The organism is Thermophilibacter immobilis, from assembly GCF_015277515.1.
Taxonomy (GTDB): Bacteria; Actinomycetota; Coriobacteriia; order Coriobacteriales; family Atopobiaceae; genus Thermophilibacter; species Thermophilibacter immobilis.
On the sequence record NZ_CP063767.1, the window covers coordinates 68,714 to 87,087 of the forward strand.

The window sequence follows — 18,374 nt, forward strand, 5'->3', positions numbered from 1 at the left end:
CTGTCTCAGCGCGGAATTCGCGAACGGCAGGACAGGGGAGGGCGGAATAGGTGTCGAGTATTGAGCTTCGCCACATTCAAAAAACCTACGACGGCAAGCGGCCCGTCATCAACGACATGAGTCTGACCATACCCGATGGGAGCTTTACGGTACTCGTGGGACCCTCGGGCTGCGGCAAGACCACCACGCTGCGCATGATCGCCGGCCTTGAGGAGATTAGCTCCGGAGACCTTTTCATCGATGGGGTGCGCATGAACGACGTGGACCCGGGCGAGCGCAACATCGCCATGGTCTTTCAGAACTACGCCCTCTACCCCACGATGAGCGTGCGGGGAAACATCGAGTTCGGTCTCATCAACGCAAAGGTCCCCAAAGACGAGCGCGATAGACGCATCGAGGATTTCTCTCACATCGTGGGGCTCGCGGACTACCTCGACCGCAAGCCGACGCAGCTTTCTGGTGGGCAGCGCCAGCGCGTCGCCCTGGCCCGCGCCATGGTGAAGCACCCCAAGGTCTTCCTCATGGACGAGCCCCTCTCCAACCTCGATGCCAAGCTGCGTGCCCAGATGCGCACCGAGCTCATTGCGCTTCACCAACGCCTGAGTACCACCTTCGTCTACGTCACGCACGACCAGACCGAGGCCATGAGCATGGCGTCCAAGATCGTGCTCATGAGCGACGGCGAGATTCAGCAGGACGACGAGCCGCTCAAGATCTACGGGGACCCCCGGAACAAATTCGTCGCGCAGTTCATTGGTGTGCCCGCGATGAACGTGTTCCCTCGCAGGAGCCTTCCTGATCTGGGGCTTCCCGCCGACGTGTCCTGGGTGGGGTTTCGCCCCTCGCGCGTCCTCTTTGCAGAGGAGGCGCAGGGCTACCTCGCCGACGGCACGCCCGCGCGTACCGAGCGCCGCGTGCCCGAGCAGGGGGACTGCGTCTTCGACGGCGTCGTCACGATACGCGAAATCATGGGGAGCGAGATTATCTATCAGGTCAAGGTCGGCTTTGGCACGGTCTCGTTCAAGACGTTCAATCAGCCCCAGGTTCAGGTGGGGACTCACATTGACCTTGTCGTCGACCGCGCGTCGCTCTACCTGTTCGACGAGGACGAGAAGAGGGTGAGACTCTGATGCCCCTTGCGAACAAAGCCGCGCGCGGCGGCGATGGGATCGGGGAAGCCTCCCTTGCCACAAAGCCCACCCTTGTCGTCTCGGCCGGTCGTCGCCGTGCGGCCTCTTTCCTTGCGCTGATCAAGCCCTACGTGGTCATTGCTCCCGCCCTTATCGTCCTGGTGGTTTTCTGGATCTACCCGATCTTTGACATGGCGTATCTCTCGCTGTTCAAGTGGGACCTAATCTCCCCGGAGATGGTCTGGGTAGGCCTTGAGAACTTCCAGAACCTCTTCGCAGACGCGCAATTCTGGCAGACCCTTGCCAACACGCTTGCCTACACCTTCTTCGTGGTTCTCATCGGTGTGGGAATGGGCCTAGTCACGGCCATCTACCTGCGCAAGAACACCAAGACCAACGGTTTTCTTCAGGCTGTGGTGTTCTCGCCCTACGTGGTGAGCCTGGCGTCCGTGTCCCTGCTCTGGATGTGGATCATGAACAAGGACTACGGCCCGCTCAACAGCATCCTTGCCGCCTTTGGCATCTCGGGGGTTGACTGGCTCGGGGACCCGAACGTCGCGCTCCCCGCGCTGATAGCGATCTCGGTCTGGAAGACCGTGGGCTACGACTCCCTCATCCTTGTCTCCGCCCTGCGGGGAATCCCCCACCATCTCTACGAAGCGGCGCGCCTGGATCACGCGGACGGGTGGACGACCTTTCGCAAGATTACGCTTCCCCTGATCTCTCCGACCCTCTTCTTTCTTGTGGTCGTGGACGTCATCGCCTCGCTCAAGGTGTTCGAGACCATCCAGATCATGACGCTGGGCGGTCCGCAAAACGCCACCAACACCCTGGTGTTCTCTCTGTATCAGTACGGCTTTCAGTTCAACAAGGTTGGATATGCGGCCGCCATCGGGATGGTGCTTCTGGTTCTGATCGGAATCTTCGCGGTCGCGTACTTCAAGCTGCTCGCCAACAGAGTTCACTATCGCTAGGGAGAAGGAGATCATGAACCAGGCTTCGAATGAGGGGACGGGGACCGCGCGCGGGGTCCAGAGGCGCGCGGTGATTAGAGGGGCACGATGCGTGGGTCGCTGGGTCATAAACGTGCTTCTCGTGCTCCTGTTTTTCTTCCCGTTCTTCTGGATGCTCTCCAGCTCGCTCAAGACGCTGGGTGAGACGATGCAGTTCCCGCCCAGCTTGCTGCCAGCTGATCCACAGTGGCAGAACTTCGCCGACGCGTGGACGTCGATCCCCTTTGCGCACTACCTCATGAACTCCGTCATCGTGACCCTCGCCGTTTTGGGGCTCCAGCTGCTGACGGTGGTCCCGGCGGCCTATGCCTTCTCGCAGTACAGGTTCGCCGGTCAAGGGGTCCTCTTTGGCATCACCCTTGTGACCATGATGGTGCCGGCTCAGCTCGTGTTCCTGCCCCTGTTCGCGCTGTTCGCCAAGTGGGGAATCATAAACTCCTACTGGTCGCTCATCCTACCGTTCGCCACGAGTGCCTTCAACATCTTCCTGCTGCGTCAGACGTTCAACCAGATGCCCCGGGAGCTCGTGGAGGCCGCCCGCCTGGACGGGGCGAGCGAGCTCAAGATCATCGTGCGACTGTTTCTTCCCATGGCCAAGGCGACGCTGGCGACCTGTGCCCTGCTCACGCTCATAGCCACGTGGAACGACTACTTCTGGCCCCTCGTGCTCACCACTAACGACGCTGTACGAACCCTTCCGGTCGGCGTCGCCAGCATGCGTGCTAGCGAGTCGGGCGTCAACTATCACATTCTCATGGCCGCAAACGTGCTGCTCACAGTCCCCATCGCCATCATCTACTCCTTTGCGAGCAAGCACATCATCAAGGCCTTTGCCTACGTGGGAGACAAGTAGCGCTCACGTAGTTCGGGGGAGATTCCTCTCGTTCGTTTTGAAAAGACAAGAAGCACGAAGAAAGGATCCACGCTATGATGAAATCCCCTGTCCCCCTGTCGCGCCGCTCGTTCCTAGGTGCCGCGGCGCTGGGTGTCGGCTCCCTCGCGGTGTCTGCGGGCCTCTCCGGCTGCGGCCAGAGCGAGTCCGGATCTAGCTCCAGCTCCGCTGCCGCGACAAGTGACAACGGAACCATCGAGCTCACGTATTGGTACAGCTGGACCGATAAGATCAAGGAGAACAACGAGGAACGCGTCGCCGAGTTCAACGAGGGTATCGGTGCCGACAAGGGCATCCACGTCACCGCCGAGTACCAGGGCTCTTACGATGATCTCAACACCAAGCTCAAGACGGCCTACTCGGCCAGCGAGGAGCCCGACGTCTGCGTCATGGTCATCAACGGCACCCAGGCCTTCGCCGACGGCGGTATGATTCAGCCCATCGACGACCTTGTCGCCGATGAGGACCTGAAGGACTTCTGGCCGGGCCTCATGGAGAACTGCTACGCCGGCGAGGACCTCTACGGCGTGCCCTACCTGCGCTCCACGCCCGTCCTCTACTACAACAAGACCCTCTTCGAGAATGCCGGCCTCTCCGCCGACGCCGCCCCCGCCACCTGGGACGAGATGGTGGCCGCCTCCGACGCCCTCAAGGGCCAGGGCGTGGGCGGCTACGGCTTCTTCGCCTATATTTGGGCGTTTACCGCCTTTGCGTACTGCAACAGCGGGACTCTGTTCGGTGATGGCCTCTCGGCCCAGGCGGCCACGTTCAACGAGAAGCCTGCGGTCGACATGGTGAAGTGGTTCAAGGACGGCGTCGACAACCATAACTTCTCGTTCTCTGGCGGGTCCAACGGCTCCGACACGCTCAAGACCAACGCCGCCAACCAGAAGGTGGGCATGTGGATGAGCTCCACCGCCGACCTCACCAATCACATGGATCTTGCCAGTCAGGGAGGCTATGAGATCGGTGTGGGCTTCATCCCCAAGAACACGCAGAACAAGGTGCCCACGGGCGGCTGCAACCTCGTCATGACCTCGCGTGTCGCAGACGCGCGCCGCACCGCTGCGGGCGAGTTCATCAACTTCATGACGTCCAGGGACGCCGCGGTGAAGAACCACCTCAAGACTGGCTACCTGCTCACGCGTCAGTCCGACGCCGAGGACCAGCGCATCATTGAGGCCTATGCCAAAACTCCCGAGTACCAGGTGGCCTTTGACCAGCTGCAGTACGCCATTGGTGACTACATGAACGCCGGCTACGTCGAGGCATCCAAGGTTTACACCGACGCCATCGAGAAGATTATGGCCGGCTCGGGCGACGTCCAGGATGTTCTCGACACCGCCAAGGAACAGGCTGATCCCATCCTGCGGAGCTAGCAGGTCTGATCGGCTGCACACAAGATGTACTCAGAGGAGAAGTGATGATTGCACGTTTTTTGCGGACCTTCACTACACGGAAGAGATTCGCGACCTGTCGCTCGATAACGAGCGCGCGGCGTTCTATCAGAAGGCCTTCGATGCCTTCACGGCTCCGGGAGCGGACCTTCTCGTCTCGCTGGGCGACGTCTCCACGACGAGCAGCGCCGAGGGTATGCGCCACGTGCGCAACCATCTCGCCCAGGCCGCGTTTCCCGTGCACTACGTCTACGGAAACCACGACACCATGTTCGTGAACGAGGCGCACATGGACCAGATCTTTGGGCGCACTGCCACCTATGCCTTCGATCAGGGGGGAGTCCACTTCGTGGTGATTGACACCACGAATCCGTTTGACATGGAGCACTGGGGAGGACACCTCGATGAGGAGCAGCTCGCGTGGCTCTCCTCTGAAGTCGAGGCTGCCCAGGGACGACCGCTGGTGGTGATGGGCCATCATGCCCTCTTTGACACGACGGTGCCCTACAGCAACTCGGAGAATCACTTCGTGGACAATACGGAGCAGGTGTTCGAAGTACTCGAGCGCCATGAGGGCGCACCGGGCATCTACCTCTGCGGACACACCCACCGAAACGGCTGCGCTCGGCGGGGGACCTGGCACTTCCTCATGCTTGCGGACGTCCCTGACGTCTCGTCCTACCTTGAGCTGGACTTTCATGCTGACGAGGTGGGCGTGAGCTATCGTCGCTTCGATGACGAGGACAGCCATCCGTTCGCGTCCGGAATTCCCATCTACACACATCAGGGACGTGGCCCCGCCGAGAACGGATGCACCTTTGCGGGGATCTCCATCCCCCGGTAAGGGAGGCTCGAAGAGCGAGGCCCAGAGTAGAGAAGTGCGAGGAGAAGCACATGCACAACCTGTTCGTCATGAGCGTTGACGCCCTCTTCACGGACAACCTGGCAGACGTGCGCCATCTGCCAGGATTTGCTGAGATCTTGGGTCGCGCGGCCATCTACGAGGACGTCTACTGTGTGTATCCTACGCTCACCTACGTGTGCCACGCGAGCATCATGAGCGGGTTCTGGCCCGAGAGACACGGCGTTCCCCACAATCAGATTCTTGACCCCGCCACTCAGGACCGCGCCTGGTACTGGGACTATACGAGCCTGCATGTGCCTACGGTGTTCGACTGGGCGCACCTTGCGAAGCTCACCACCGCCTCGGTGGGCTGGCCTGTCACGGCGGGCGCCGGCTCCATCGATCATAACGTTCCCGAGGTGTGGGTGGCTGACCCTGCGCTCTTTGCCTCTCCCGCGTCTTTGGGGCCGGCGCTTGACGAGGTGTATCGCCATGGCTGCTCTCCGAGCGGCTGGGAGCTTTACGAAGCGCACAGAGGGCTTCTTGACAACAATCGCACGCCCGCTCTCGACGAGTTCGACACCGCTTGCAACGTGGACCTTATAGAGCGCTATCGGCCCAACGTTCTATTCACGCACCAGGCCACGCTCGACCATGCTCGCCATGCGCACGGGGTGCTTGCCCCCGAGGTACAGGAGGCCCTGCGCCTGCATGACGGCTGGCTCCAGCAATGCATCGCCGCCCTGAAGCGCGCCGGCACCTATGACGACACCGTATTCGTGATTCCGGGCGACCACGGCCACGTGAGAGTCGACTACAAGCTCAGCCCCAACGTTCTTCTTGCCCGGGCGGGCTTGATCGACGTGGCCGAGGACGGCTCCGTGCTCGGCTGGCGGGCCTACCTGCAGAGCTCGGGCGTGAGCGGGCAGCTCTACGCACGCGACGAGAAGGACTGCCCTGCGGCGCGAGACGCTCTCCAGCCTCTGATAGACCAGGGGCTCATCTCGGACGTCCTCACGTATGAGGACGTCCGAGAGCAGTTCCATGGGACAGGTACGTTTGCGTTCATGGTCGAGGCGGCACCCAACTATGGGATTGGGAGTGACTGCGCGGGTGAACTCGTTACCCCTGCCGGTAGCGATGACTATCGCTATGCCGTCTCGACCCATGGACATCTTCCCTTTCGCGGGGACAAGCCGCCGTTCATCGTGGCCGGACCCGGCGTGGTCCCGGGTCGCTACGCGGGCGCGCGCCTGATAGACGAGGCTCCCACCATGATGTCCCTCGCGGGCATTCCGTTCAACGCCGCGCTCCTCGATGGGGAGGATCTTGCCGCCGCCGGCTCTCGTGCCGTGAGTCTTCCCAACGATTGGTAGGCCCTTTGGTCATGCGGCCCGCCTCTAAGGAGAATCATTGGTAGCTGTTTAAGAAGGGGCCTGCTAGCGAACTGGGAATAGGGCGCGGCAAGGCCTCCAAGATTCGTGCGTGCCCCCGAATCGCTCTAGTAATGGCGTCCGTAGCGGCCGGCATTGAAGCCGCGTCCGCGGCTGCGCGAGCCCGAGAACATCGTGCGCGTGGGCTTGCTCGTGGAGCGGTCCTCCGGGGGTACGATGCGCCCCTCATCATAGGAAAAGCCCGGCAGGTCCCACACGGGGACGCGCTTCTTGGTGAAGTACTCGATCTCGCGCAGGGGGCTGATCTCGTCGGGGGCAACGAAGGTGTAGGCATGACCAGTGGCTCCGGCGCGGCCCGTGCGGCCAATGCGATGCACGTAGTCCTCGGGGTCCATGGGCACGTCGAAGTTGACCACCGCGTCGATGCCGGAGACGTCGATGCCGCGGCTCATGACGTCGGTCGCCACGAGCACCTGCACCTTGCCAGCGCGGAAGCGCTCGAGCGCGCGGGCGCGCGCGGGCTGCGGGCGGTCGGCGTGCATGACGTCGACCGCCACGCCGGCGCTCTCGAGCGTCTTGGACACGTCGTCCACGCGATGCTTGGTTCGACAGAACACCAGGACGCGCTCGGGCTTCTGGCCGGATGCGCCGCCGGTCTCGAGCAGCGTGCGCAGGAGCTCTGTCTTCTGACCCTGGGTGATGGGGCAGAGGTGCTCGTCGACGGTGTCGGCCGTCTCGCCCACATGGGAGATCTCCACGACGGCGGGATCGGTGAGCATGGCGTCGATCGTGGACTTGATCGAAGGCGGAATCGTCGCCGAGAAGAGCAGCGTCTGGCGCTTCTTGGGCAGCTCCTGCATGATGCGGCGCACGGACGGCCAAAATCCCATGTCGAGCATGCGGTCAGCCTCGTCGAGCACGAGCACCTTGACCTGCGAAAGGCTTACGTGATTGTGCTCCATGAGGTCAATGAGGCGCCCTGGCGTGGCCACCAACAGATCGCAGCCGCGCTCGAGCGCGTTGATCTGCGTGTCAAACTTGGCGCCGCCCATGACGATGACCGCGCGCTGGCCGGTCTCCTCGCAGACGACCTTGACGACGTCCTCGATCTGCACGGCGAGCTCGCGCGTGGGCGTGACCACGAGGGCGTGCGGCCCTTTGCCCTTGGCACCCGCTACGAGCTGCAAAGCGGGCAGGGCGAAGGCCGCCGTCTTGCCCGTGCCTGTTTGCGCCGAGGCCACGATGTCGCGCCCCTCAAGAACGAGGGGGATGGAGTCCGCTTGGACGGGAGTTGGCGTGGTGAAGCCGAGGGCATCTACCCCGGCAAGAATCTGCTCGTTTAGCCCGAGCTCGGCAAATGAAGTAATCATAGCTGCAAGTATGCCGCAAGTCCGCAGGTTCTGCACGGGAGAACCCGCGGACTTGCATGAGAAGACGATGTGATGAGCCTGCGATAAACGCTAGAACACGGGGGCGACGTAGCCCTGGTAATTCTCGTTGATATAGTCGCGAATCTGATCGGACGTAAGCACCTCGATAAGCGCACGGGTCTTCTCGGAGTCTGCGTCATCGGAGCGCACGGCCACAACGTTGGCGTAGGTCTGAGCGGCCACCGAGTCGGAGGCCTCGCTTGCCAGAAGGGTCGAGGGGTCAAGGCCTGCGGAGAGGGCATAGTTGCCGTTCGCGACGCCAAAGTCCGCGTCCGACAGGGTGCGGGGCACGCTTGCGGCCTCGACCTCGACGATTTCAACGTTATGGGGGTTTTCGACGATGTCATTCTTGGTCGCCGCGAGGCCCGCCTCGTCGCTCAGCTTAATGATGCCCTGGTCCTGGAGGAGCAGAAGGGCGCGCGCCTCGTTGGTGGCATCCGAGGGAACGGCAATCTTGGCCCCGTCAGGGATAGCGCTCAGGCTGGAGCTCTTTCCTGCATAGAGCCCCATCGGCTCAAAGTGAATGGCACCTGCGCTTACGAGGTCGGTGCCATTCTGGGCATTGTAGTCGTCAAGGTAGGGCTTGTGCTGGAAGAAGTTGGCATCGAGATCACCCTCGGAAAGAGCCACGTTGGGCTGGACGTAGTCATCGTACTCGACAACGTCGAGCGTATAGCCCTTCTCGGCGAGTAGGGGCTTGGCCTGGGCGAGGATTTCGGCATGTGGGGAGGGGGAGGCACCAACCGTGATGGTCTTGTCGGCGGCGGCATCGGCGGTGTCGGTAGAGCCAGAGCCAGCGCTGCCACCGCAGGCGACGAGCGCGCCTACCAGAGCAAGGGACGCGAGGCCTCCCAGGATGGTCTTCAAACGGCTTCCAAGGGACATAGTAATTTCCTCTCTGATATAATATAATACGAAATGATCATGCGGTGTGGGTGGAGATGAAGTCTGCGCTCGCTAGGAGCGCATTCGCCTGTCAAAGATGCGGACAAGCAGGTTACCTATGGTCTGGATGAGCTGGACCAGCACCACGAGGATAAGAATCGTGGCAACCATGACGTCGTTTTGATAGCGCTGATACCCGTAGCGGATGGCGATGTCGCCCAGCCCGCCGGCCCCGGTGACGCCGGCCATCGCGGAATAGCCCAAGATGGTGATCGTTACGATGGGAAGGCCGCGCAAAAGGCTCGGAAGACCCTCGCGCAGGTAGACCTTGACGATAATCTCCCATGTGGACGCGCCCATCGAGGCCGCGGCCTCCACAAGGCGAGAATCCACCTCGGCGAGCGACTGCTCGACCATGCGCGCCACAAAGGGTCCCGCGCTCACGACAAGCGGGACGATGGCCGCCCTGACGCCGAGCGATGTGCCCACGACGGCGCGTGTGAAGGGACTGATAAACACCATCAAAATGATGAAGGGCAGCGAGCGAAGCATGTTGATGGCCCAGCCCAGAACGGCATAGGCCCGGCGGTGCGGATGAAGCCCCCTGGGCGCCAGCACGACGAGCAGAACGCCCAGCGCAATGCCCACGAGATGTGCCCAGGCGGTGGAGCCAATGACCATGACAAGGGTGTCGAGGGTTCCCTGGCCAAGAAGGCCTGCGTACTGGACGAGAAACGCGGAGAGGTCCATCTAGGCCACCTCCTCGGGCCCAATGGGCGCAGCAGTCCCCGCAACTGCAGCAGGTGCCCCTGCGGTCGCCGGCGTGCCCGCACCCTCGAATTGAAGCAGCGCGCGCGTGACGGCGGCCTGCGGATTGCCCAGGACCTCTGCGGCAGTGCCCTCCTCCACGACGCGCCCGCTCTCCATGACGGCGATGTGGCCGCAGATGCGTCGGGCCACGGCGAGCGAGTGCGTGATGAGCACGATGGTAACGCCCAGCTCGCGGTTGATCTGAGCGAGGAGGTCGAGCACGGAGCTCGTGGTAAGGGTGTCCAGGGCGCTTGTGGCCTCGTCGCACAACAAGGTGTTGGGGCGCGTCATAAGGGCGCGCGCGATGGCCACGCGCTGCTGCTGGCCACCCGAGAGCTGGCCGGGATACGCCTGCTCACGACCCTCGAGCCCCACGATGCTCAGCAGCTCGTACGCGCGATTCTCGACCGAGTCCTCCGCGCTCAGGCGCCCATGCGCGGCAGAGAGAGTCGCGGGAAAGATCACGTTGTCCCAGACGGTGCGCTGCTGGAACAGCGAGAAGTTCTGAAAGATCATGCCAATGTTGGAGCGCAGCTCGCGCAGCTCGCTGCCCGTGAGGCTCGTGACGTCGCGGCCGTCAAAGACCACGCTGCCCGAGGTGGGGCGCTCCAGCAGGTTGATGCAGCGCACGAGCGTGGACTTGCCTGCACCGGACTCGCCGATGATGCCAAAGACCTCCCCGGTGGGAATGGTCAGACTCACGCCGGACAGAGCGTGCACGGGACCCGCCGGCGTCGCAAACGACTTGGTTATGTCTCTGAGTTCAATCATGGGGTTGAGTATAGAGCGCTTTCAGCTCCACTCGTATAAGCAATAACCTATGACGAGTCATAGGTTATTGCTATATCAGCTTATGTGGTTACCTGTGCCTGCAGGCCTTAGGGCAGATCGTTGCCTGCGGAGAAGTACAGGTCGTACCACTCCTGCGCGTCGAGCTCCACATCGGCACTGGCCATCATCTGGGTGAGGCGGCTGGGCGTCATCGAGCCAAGAAGCACCTGCATCCGTGCCGGGTGGCGCAAGATCCACGCAACCGCGACGGCGCTCTTGTTGGTGGCGTGCGCGTCAGCCACGCGCTGTAGCTCCGCGTTGAGCTCGGGGAACTTTGGGCTGTCGACGATGGGGCCCTCGAACATGCCATGCTGGAACGGGCTCCATGCCTGGATGGTCATGTGACGCAGGCGCGAGTAGCTGATAAGGCCACCGTCGTGGTCGACGCTCGCGGGGTCCTCCATGTTGACGTGCAGCTCCTGCTTCACCATGCCGGTATGGCCCAGGCCGAACTGCAGCTGATTCACCTCGAGCTTCTGGTCGAGCGCGCTCTGTAGAAGCTCCACCTGCATCGGGTTCATGTTGCTCACGCCAAAGTGGCGCACCTTGCCCGAGCCCCCCAGCTCATTGAACGCGTCGGCGAGCTGGTCGAGTTCCACGAGGGTGTCCGGTCGATGGAGCAGGGCGAAGTCCACGTAGTCGGTCTGAAGGTTCTTGAGCTCGTCGTCGAGGGCTTCCAACAGGTGGGCCTTGGAAAAGTCGTAGCGCTGGATGCTCTTGTCGTTCGGGTCCTTGAAGATGCCGAACTTGGTCTGCAGGTAGATGGAACTGCGATCAATCTTGAGGTCACGTAGCGCCTGGCCCAGACGACGGCTGCTCTCGCCGTGCGTGTAGATGTCGGCCGTGTCAAAAAAGTTGATACCACCGTCCAGTGCCGTCCTCACGATCTCGCAGGCCTGAGTGGTGCTCTTCGACTGTAGCCTCATGACGCCGAGCGCTACGCGCGATGCCTCAATGCCGGTGCTTCCGAGCTCGCCGTACTTCATGGTTCCTCCTTCGGGTAGGCGGTCTCTTGTCTAGACTCTCATTGTAGGAGCCTGAGTCTCGGATGGTCGCTCGGTATGTCTGAACGGGCCCCAGAGCTCGGTGGCCTGCCGCTTCAGTGCGTCTATACTGAATGGTCTCACCCGCACGAACGGAGACCGCATGCCCATTAACGTCCCAGACGGACTGCCTGCCAAGGCCATCCTCCAGCAGGAGCGCATCTTCGCGCTCGAGGAGGAGGTCGCTCAGCACCAGGAGATTCGCCCGCTCAAGGTCGTTATCCTGAACCTCATGCCCACCAAGGTAGAGACCGAGACCCAGATTCTGCGCCTCATCTCCAAGTCACCCCTGCAGGTGAGCTGCGACTTCATGCGCGTCTCAACGCACGAGGCCACGCACGTCTCTCACGACCATCTGGTCAAGTTCTACGACACCTTCGACGCCTTTCGCGACAAGAACTACGACGGCCTCATCATCACCGGCGCGCCAGTCGAGCAGCTCGCCTACGAGGACGTGGATTACTGGGACGAGTTCTGCGAGATCGTGGACTGGAGCCAGGAGCACGTCTTCTCGACGTTGTTTCTGTGCTGGGGCGCTCTCGGCGCGCTCTGGCACCTCTATGAGATCCCCAAGCGCATGCTGGGCTCCAAGCTCTTTGGCGTCTTCAAGCAGCGCCTCTGCGACGAGTACAGCTTCCTCACCAACGGCTTCGACGAGGTGCACTACATGCCGCACTCGCGCCACGCCGCCATCGACACGGGTGCCTTGGCCGCCCATCCCGAGCTCTGCGTCTTGTCCGAGGGCTTCACGAGCGGACCGGCGCTTCTTGCCACGCGCGACTTCCATGAGATTTACGTGACCGGCCACTTCGAGTACGGCCGCGACACCCTAGCCGACGAGTTCTGGCGCGACTTCCACCGGGGCCTGCCCATTCGCGTCCCCGAGAACTACTTCCCGGACGACGATCCCGAGCAGCAGCCGCTCTTTACCTGGCGTGCCCACGCCAACCTGTTGTATCGCAACTGGCTCAACTGGGTCTACCAGATGACGCCCTACGACATGGACCAGATTCCCGCCGCCATCCACGAGCTGCGCGTCCGTTCTCACGGCCATGTGGACAAGTTCTAGGGCGTGTGGCTACCACGAGGCATTTCTGACTCTTCTTATTTGTCGATAATTTCGGCTATGTCCAGCCCGTGGGAGTCATTATGGGGAGAAGTTTACCGATGAAGAGGCGGAATACGCGGTATCTAACCTTTCGTAAGACAAAGATCCGAAAATTGAAGCATATGTGCCCGACCACTTGCATGACTGGTCGGGTACTTTTTTTAGCGAGATCTTCTCGGGCTGGCTACAATCAGCACCAGACATCCAACGAAGGGAGCGCTCCCTATGAAGCTCATTATTGCCTCAGACATCCATGGTGCCGCCTCGTGGTGCGAGAAGCTCATGGCCGCGATTGATGCCGAGGCCCCCGACCGCGTGGTTCTTCTCGGCGACCTGCTCTATCACGGCCCCAGAAACGAGCTGCCTGTCGACTATGCGCCCAAGCGCGTCATCGAGATGCTGAACCCCCTCGCCGAGCGTGTGATTGCCGTGCGCGGCAACTGCGAGGCCGAGGTGGACCAGATGGTCCTCGACTTCCCCTGCATGGCCGACCACAACATCCTCTTCGATTCTGCCGCGCGCGACGGCGTCGGCTACACGCTCTTTCTCACCCACGGTCACGTCTTCGGGCCCGGCTATCACAACAGCGTGGACTTCTGGCCCGTGCTCGCCGAGGGCTCCGCGATGGTCTACGGGCATACGCACAAGAAGGTCAACGAGGCCAGCGCGACGCACCCCGGCGTCTGGGTCTTCAACCCCGGCTCCGTGGGGCTTCCCAAGGACGGCACGCACAGCTATGGCGTCTACGAGGACGGACACTTTGAGTTCCGTATTTTAGAGTAGGCGTCGGGCTGCGTAGTCGCCCCGGCAGGCATTCAGCGTCGAGCGCGCGAAAGTCCACGCGTAGCACGCGTCGGAGTTGGAGACCAACTGGGAAAACTCCGTCCCAAAGATGTTTTTATCCGCCAAAGGGACCTGACTTTCGCGCACTCGACGCTGAAAGCCCACAATCCGCCATTGATCGTGGCTGCGCTCACAAATCAGGGGCTGTGACACGCACGAGGATGGTTTGCTTACGAATCTGTCACCGTGGCAGGAGAGAAGGCCCCGCCATGTGCCGCGCCCCGGATCCCTAAGTGCACTCCGCGGCTGCCGTCGTAACGCCCACAGCCTGCCATCCCGCCCCGCTCAACCCCTAAAATCTGCGCTTCAACAAATCTATTGTGAATAGACTTAGATTATGTATAGAATCTGGGCGCAGAGGGGATAAACTCAATCGTGTAAAAGGGAACTAAGCGCAACGGGGAGACATCACCTCTCTAACGCACAGGAGAAGGAGAGAACATCATGTCCAAGATTTTAGGTATTGACCTGGGCACCACCAACTCAGCGATGGCGGTCCTCGAGGGCGGCGAGCCCACGATCATCGTCAACGCCGAGGGCGACCGCACCACCCCGTCCGTCGTGGGCTTCCGCGCCGACGGAGACCGCATCGTGGGCAAGGCGGCCAAGAACCAGGCTGTCACCAACCCCACCAACACCGTCTTCTCCATCAAGCGGTTCATGGGCCGTCGCTACGACGAGGTTACCTCCGAGCTCAAGACCGTCCCCTACAAGGTCAAGGCTGGAACCGGCAGCCGCGCCGTCGTTGAGATCGAGGGCGAGGACTTCACGCCCGAGCAGATCAGCGCCATGATTCTCTCGAAGATGAAGGCTGACGCCGAGAAGTATCTCGGAGAGACCGTCACCGACGCCGTCATCACCGTCCCTGCCTACTTCAATGACGCCCAGCGTCAGGCCACCAAGGACGCCGGCAAGATCGCGGGCCTCAACGTCCAGCGCATCGTCAACGAGCCCACGGCTGCGGCCCTCGCCTACGGTCTGGACAAGAAGGACATCGACCAGAAGGTCCTCGTCTTCGACCTGGGCGGCGGCACCTTCGACGTCTCCCTGCTCGACCTCGCCGACGGCGTGGTCGAGGTCCTTGCCACCAACGGCGACAACCACCTCGGCGGTGACGACTGGGACCAGCGCGTCATCGACTGGATGGCAGACAAGTTCCAGAAGGACAATGGCATCGACTTGCGCAACGATCCCATGGCCCTGCAGCGTCTGAAGGAGGGTGCCGAGAACGCCAAGAAGGAGCTCTCCTCTGCCCAGCAAGCACAGATCAACCTGCCATTCATCACGGCCGATGCGAGCGGCCCCAAGCACCTCGACTACACGCTGACCCGCGCCGAGTTCGAGCGCATCACGCGCGACCTTCTCGACCGCTGCAAGAACCCTGTCACCAAGGCGCTCAGGGATGCCAACCTTCAGATCTCCCAGGTAAACGAGGTCATTCTCGTCGGTGGCTCCAGCCGCATGCCTGCCGTGCAGGAGCTCGTCAAGCAGATGACCGGCAAGCAGCCCAACATGTCCGTGAACCCGGACGAGGTCGTGGCCGACGGCGCGGCCGTCCAGGGCGGCGTCCTGACCGGCGACGTCTCCGGCATCCTGCTGCTCGACGTCACCCCGCTGTCGCTTGGCGTCGAGACCATGGGCGGCATCATGACCAGGATGATCGACCGCAACACCACGATCCCCACGTCCAAGACCGAGGTCTACTCCACGGCGTCCGACAACCAGACATCCGTCGAGATTAACGTCTTGCAGGGCGAGCGCGAGATGGCCGGGGACAACAAGTCCCTGGGCAAGTTCAACCTCACCGGTATCCCCTCCGCTCGTCGCGGCGTGCCTCAGATCGAGGTCACCTTCGACATCGACGCTAACGGCATCGTGAAGGTCACCGCGAAGGACAAGGCCACTGGCAAGTCCCAGCAGATCACGATCTCCGGCTCTACGGCCCTCTCGGACGAGGAAGTTGACAACATGGTCAAGGACGCTGAGTCCCACGCCGAGGAGGACAAGAAGCACAAGGACGAGATCGAGATTAGAAACCAGGTTGACAGCCTCGCGTACAGCACCGAGCAGACCCTTTCCGACCTGGGCGACAAGGTCCCCGCAGACCAGAAGAAGGCCGCCGAGGACGCTATCGCCGAGGCCAAGAAGGCCCTCGACGGCACCGACGTCGACGCCATCAAGTCTGCGGGCGACAAGCTCCAGGAGGTGGGCCACAAGCTCGCCGAGGTCGTCTACGCCAACACGCAGGACCAGACCGCAGACGGCTCGTCCTCTGACGGCGGTGCCCCCAACGGAGACGACGTGGTCGACGCCGACTACGAGGTCGTTGACGACGACGACAAGAAGAACAACTAGGTCGCGGTTTCCAAAACCCAACCTAGCCTACTGACTAAGACGGGGAGGCGGCCTCGCGCCGTCTCCTCGAGCGATGTGAGGAGGGTGACGTGAAGGTGCCTATCGAGGCAGATGATAAGGAAAGCGCAGGTATCGAGCCCGACGAAGTTTTTGAGTCCGATTCCGCGTCTGTCGCCGACCAAGACGTTCTCGACCCCGAGGTCGAGGAGCGCGCTCATATAGAGGCCGCTATCCGCGCGGGCGAGGAGACTGCCGAGAAGGAGCTCGCCTCGAACGTGGGAAAGATTCGCTCCGAGCGCGACGAGCTCCAGAAGAAGCTCTCGTCCGTCTCGGATGAGATCGGCGCCGCCAAGAAGGAGGCTGCTGACGCGACGGATCGTCTCGTGCGTCTGCAGGCCGACTGGGATAACTATCGTCGGCGCACGGCCGCGGAGCGTCTTGCCGAGAAGGAGCGTGCCGCCGAGAAGCTCGTCTGCAACCTGCTTCCCGTCCTCGACGACCTCGAGCGCGCCATCGAGCACGCGGGCTCTGCCGAGGGGGACACCCAGATGCAGCAGTTCGTCGAGGGGGTCTCGGCCGTACACACCAAGATGCTCTCCGTGCTCGACAAGGAGGGCGTCGAGCCCATCGATCCGGTGGGCGAGCCGTTCGAGCCGCTCGCGCACCAGGCCGTGGGCCGCGTCGAGGACAAGGACGTCTTCGACGAGACCGTGGCCCAGGTGTATCAGAAGGGCTATCGCATGGGGGAGAAGGTCATCCGTGCTGCCATGGTGACCGTGGCCTACGGGGGGCCTAAGCGTCCCGCACCGCAAAACGAGGGCTCTGGCGCGGCAGGTGCCGACCAGGTCGCGCAGGACGTCTCCGACGATTCGGCGGAGAAGAAGTAGACAAACGGCGCCCGGACCTCATGGTTCGGGCGCGATGGTATGAGAGGGGGCTCGTGCAGAGGCCATGGCAGACAAGAAGAGCTATTACGATGTTCTGGGCGTGAAGCGCGATGCCACCGATGACGAGATCAAGAAGGCCTTCCGCAAGCTGGCTGCCAAGTATCACCCCGATCGGGGCGGAGACGAGCAGAAGTTCAAGGAAGTCAGCGAGGCGTACACAACGCTCTCTGATGAGAAGAAGCGCCGCGAGTACGATCAGATGCTCATGTTCGGGGGCATTCCCGGTGCCGACTTTGGCGGCTCGGGAGGCCGGGGCAACGGCTACACCTACACTACCAACGTGGGCGGTGACTGGTCCGACATCTTTGACAACATGCGCAGTGGAGACGGCGCGTTTGGCGGCTTTGACTTCTCGTCGATCTTTGGCGGGGCGGGCGGGGCACGCGCCGCGCAGAATCGCCCGACCAAGGGCGGTGACCTTACCATGTCCATCGACGTCACCGCCGACGAGGCGTTCAGGGGGGCTACGCGCAAGGCAAGCTATCGGGTCCCTTCCACGGGTGAAGAGCAGTCTCTCACCATCAAGATCCCCGCTGGCGCGGTGGATGGCGGCAAGCTTCGCTATCGCGGCCGCGGCGAGTACGGCACCCAGGGCGGCGAGCGCGGTGACCTCGTGATTACCACGCACGTAGCGGAACATCCGCTGTTCAAGCGCGATGGGGCCGACGTGCGCATGGACCTTCCCATCAGTATTTACGAGGCAGCGCTCGGGGCGACGGTGGACGTTCCCACGCCCGACGGAACCGAGGTGCGCCTCAAGGTTCCCGCCGGTACGCAGGATGGGAAGACCTTCCGCTTCCGCGACCTGGGCGCTCCCAACGTCAAACGCAAGGGCTCGCGCGGCGCGCTCTACGTGACGGTGCGCGCGAAGGTTCCCACGCTGCTCACCAAGAAGGAGCGCGATGCGCTGGCCTCCTTGCGCGACGCAGACACGCGCGACTATCGCGAGGAGGTCAACCGCTATGGGACGCAGCGATAGCGAGGGCAGGGACAAGCCCCTGTACATGATCAGCGTGGCCGCCGAGCTCACGGGCATGCACCCACAGACTCTGCGCGTCTATGAACAGAAGGGCCTTGTGACACCCGGGCGCTCGCGCGGCAATACGCGCCTGTACTCCCAGTCCGACATCGAGCGGCTCAACCTCATCTCCAAGCTCACGGACGAGGGCATCAACCTTGCGGGCGTCGTGCGCATCATCGACATGCGGGAGCGCATGCGCAGGCGCGACGACGAGCTCGAGGAGCTGCGCCGTCGCGTGCGCGAGCTCGAGGACGAGGTTCACGAGTTTCGCATGCAGGAGAAGATCACGGAGCTCGCCCGCTATGACGGCAGCCCCGAGCAGATCATGCATCGTCTGCTGCTGGGAGGCTCTCCTGACGAGGCGGATAACACAGAGGACGACGCTGCACCCGAGCCCGAGTAGCGCGTTCTTATCTCGATCAATTGAACGT

The 18,374-nt window shown here is 62.3% G+C and carries 17 protein-coding genes; 12 read left to right on the forward strand and 5 right to left on the reverse strand.

From position 1 onward, the window contains the following. Positions 1–50 precede the first annotated feature (50 nt). The 6 genes from INP52_RS00320 to INP52_RS00345 all read left to right on the forward strand — a co-directional run bounded on the left by INP52_RS00320 (position 51) and on the right by INP52_RS00345 (position 6,652). The gene (locus INP52_RS00320) at positions 51–1,130 is read left to right on the forward strand and encodes an ABC transporter ATP-binding protein (protein WP_194371425.1); all 1,080 of its coding nucleotides are present in this window, start codon (positions 51–53) and stop codon (positions 1,128–1,130) included. Next, positions 1,130–2,104 (forward strand): carbohydrate ABC transporter permease, encoded by a 975-nt coding sequence (locus INP52_RS00325; RefSeq protein WP_194371427.1) that lies wholly within the window; start codon positions 1,130–1,132, stop codon positions 2,102–2,104. The genes INP52_RS00320 and INP52_RS00325 overlap by 1 nt, the downstream gene beginning before the upstream one ends. 13 nt (positions 2,105–2,117) lie before the next feature. Then, positions 2,118–2,996 carry a carbohydrate ABC transporter permease gene (locus tag INP52_RS00330; RefSeq protein WP_194371429.1) on the forward strand — a complete coding sequence of 293 codons (879 nt, stop codon included), beginning with the start codon at positions 2,118–2,120 and terminating at the stop codon, positions 2,994–2,996. Between the two features lie 74 nt (positions 2,997–3,070). Beyond that, on the forward strand, positions 3,071–4,414 hold the full coding sequence (locus tag INP52_RS00335; protein WP_194371431.1) for an ABC transporter substrate-binding protein: 1,344 nt from the start codon (positions 3,071–3,073) through the stop codon (positions 4,412–4,414). Next, the gene (locus INP52_RS00340; protein WP_194371433.1) at positions 4,365–5,276 is read left to right on the forward strand and encodes a metallophosphoesterase family protein; all 912 of its coding nucleotides are present in this window, start codon (positions 4,365–4,367) and stop codon (positions 5,274–5,276) included. Before INP52_RS00335 ends, INP52_RS00340 begins: the two co-directional genes overlap by 50 nt. Positions 5,277–5,326: 50 nt before the next feature. Then, entirely contained in the window at positions 5,327–6,652 is a 1,326-nt protein-coding gene (locus tag INP52_RS00345; protein ID WP_194371435.1) for an alkaline phosphatase family protein, read from the forward strand. 125 nt (positions 6,653–6,777) lie between these two features. On the opposite strand, the gene INP52_RS00350 is transcribed toward INP52_RS00345, so the two are convergent. The 5 genes from INP52_RS00350 to INP52_RS00370 form a co-directional block, all read right to left on the reverse strand. Continuing rightward, the gene (locus INP52_RS00350) at positions 6,778–8,040 is read right to left on the reverse strand and encodes a DEAD/DEAH box helicase (protein WP_194371437.1); all 1,263 of its coding nucleotides are present in this window, start codon (positions 8,038–8,040) and stop codon (positions 6,778–6,780) included. A gap of 90 nt (positions 8,041–8,130) precedes the next feature. After that, positions 8,131–8,985 (reverse strand): MetQ/NlpA family ABC transporter substrate-binding protein, encoded by an 855-nt coding sequence (locus INP52_RS00355; protein ID WP_194371439.1) that lies wholly within the window; start codon positions 8,983–8,985, stop codon positions 8,131–8,133. A gap of 72 nt (positions 8,986–9,057) precedes the next feature. After that, positions 9,058–9,735, reverse strand: a complete 678-nt coding sequence (locus INP52_RS00360; RefSeq protein ID WP_194371441.1) for a methionine ABC transporter permease — start codon at positions 9,733–9,735, stop codon at positions 9,058–9,060. After that, positions 9,736–10,515: a methionine ABC transporter ATP-binding protein gene (locus INP52_RS00365; RefSeq protein ID WP_228478351.1), complete on the reverse strand. Its 780-nt coding sequence runs from the start codon at positions 10,513–10,515 to the stop codon at positions 9,736–9,738. Between the two features lie 158 nt (positions 10,516–10,673). Beyond that, positions 10,674–11,612 carry an aldo/keto reductase gene (locus tag INP52_RS00370; RefSeq protein WP_194371445.1) on the reverse strand — a complete coding sequence of 313 codons (939 nt, stop codon included), beginning with the start codon at positions 11,610–11,612 and terminating at the stop codon, positions 10,674–10,676. Positions 11,613–11,772: 160 nt separating this feature from the next. On the opposite strand from INP52_RS00370, the gene INP52_RS00375 reads away from it, so the two are divergent. The 6 genes from INP52_RS00375 to INP52_RS00405 all read left to right on the forward strand — a co-directional run bounded on the left by INP52_RS00375 (position 11,773) and on the right by INP52_RS00405 (position 18,346). Next, a complete protein-coding gene (locus INP52_RS00375) occupies positions 11,773–12,738 on the forward strand; it encodes a homoserine O-succinyltransferase (RefSeq protein ID WP_194371447.1) in 966 nt (321 codons plus the stop codon). Positions 12,739–13,002: 264 nt separating this feature from the next. Continuing rightward, positions 13,003–13,560, forward strand: coding sequence for a phosphodiesterase (gene yfcE / locus INP52_RS00385; RefSeq protein WP_194371449.1), 558 nt, complete (start codon positions 13,003–13,005; stop codon positions 13,558–13,560). A 504-nt stretch (positions 13,561–14,064) separates the two neighbouring features. After that, positions 14,065–15,975, forward strand: a complete 1,911-nt coding sequence (gene dnaK / locus INP52_RS00390) for a molecular chaperone DnaK (RefSeq protein WP_194371451.1) — start codon at positions 14,065–14,067, stop codon at positions 15,973–15,975. Between the two features lie 89 nt (positions 15,976–16,064). Next, the gene (locus INP52_RS00395; RefSeq protein WP_194371454.1) at positions 16,065–16,862 is read left to right on the forward strand and encodes a nucleotide exchange factor GrpE; all 798 of its coding nucleotides are present in this window, start codon (positions 16,065–16,067) and stop codon (positions 16,860–16,862) included. A gap of 64 nt (positions 16,863–16,926) precedes the next feature. After that, positions 16,927–17,901: a DnaJ C-terminal domain-containing protein gene (locus INP52_RS00400; RefSeq protein ID WP_194371456.1), complete on the forward strand. Its 975-nt coding sequence runs from the start codon at positions 16,927–16,929 to the stop codon at positions 17,899–17,901. Continuing rightward, on the forward strand, positions 17,885–18,346 hold the full coding sequence (locus INP52_RS00405; protein ID WP_194371458.1) for a heat shock protein transcriptional repressor HspR: 462 nt from the start codon (positions 17,885–17,887) through the stop codon (positions 18,344–18,346). Before INP52_RS00400 ends, INP52_RS00405 begins: the two co-directional genes overlap by 17 nt. Positions 18,347–18,374 lie beyond the last annotated feature (28 nt).

Bases quoted from the DNA above. Each gene is read 5' to 3' on its own strand.
- INP52_RS00325 (WP_194371427.1), top strand. From the start codon at position 1,130: ATGCCCCTTGCGAACAAAGCCGCGCGCGGCGGCGATGGGATCGGGGAA.
- INP52_RS00330 (WP_194371429.1), top strand. From the start codon at position 2,118: ATGAACCAGGCTTCGAATGAGGGGACGGGGACCGCGCGCGGGGTCCAG.
- INP52_RS00335 (WP_194371431.1), top strand. From the start codon at position 3,071: ATGATGAAATCCCCTGTCCCCCTGTCGCGCCGCTCGTTCCTAGGTGCC.
- INP52_RS00340 (WP_194371433.1), top strand. From the start codon at position 4,365: ATGTTCTCGACACCGCCAAGGAACAGGCTGATCCCATCCTGCGGAGCT.
- INP52_RS00345 (WP_194371435.1), top strand. From the start codon at position 5,327: ATGCACAACCTGTTCGTCATGAGCGTTGACGCCCTCTTCACGGACAAC.
- INP52_RS00350 (WP_194371437.1), bottom strand. From the start codon at position 8,040: ATGATTACTTCATTTGCCGAGCTCGGGCTAAACGAGCAGATTCTTGCC.
- INP52_RS00355 (WP_194371439.1), bottom strand. From the start codon at position 8,985: ATGTCCCTTGGAAGCCGTTTGAAGACCATCCTGGGAGGCCTCGCGTCC.
- INP52_RS00360 (WP_194371441.1), bottom strand. From the start codon at position 9,735: ATGGACCTCTCCGCGTTTCTCGTCCAGTACGCAGGCCTTCTTGGCCAG.
- INP52_RS00370 (WP_194371445.1), bottom strand. From the start codon at position 11,612: ATGAAGTACGGCGAGCTCGGAAGCACCGGCATTGAGGCATCGCGCGTA.
- INP52_RS00375 (WP_194371447.1), top strand. From the start codon at position 11,773: ATGCCCATTAACGTCCCAGACGGACTGCCTGCCAAGGCCATCCTCCAG.
- yfcE (WP_194371449.1), top strand. From the start codon at position 13,003: ATGAAGCTCATTATTGCCTCAGACATCCATGGTGCCGCCTCGTGGTGC.
- dnaK (WP_194371451.1), top strand. From the start codon at position 14,065: ATGTCCAAGATTTTAGGTATTGACCTGGGCACCACCAACTCAGCGATG.
- INP52_RS00400 (WP_194371456.1), top strand. From the start codon at position 16,927: ATGGCAGACAAGAAGAGCTATTACGATGTTCTGGGCGTGAAGCGCGAT.
- INP52_RS00405 (WP_194371458.1), top strand. From the start codon at position 17,885: ATGGGACGCAGCGATAGCGAGGGCAGGGACAAGCCCCTGTACATGATC.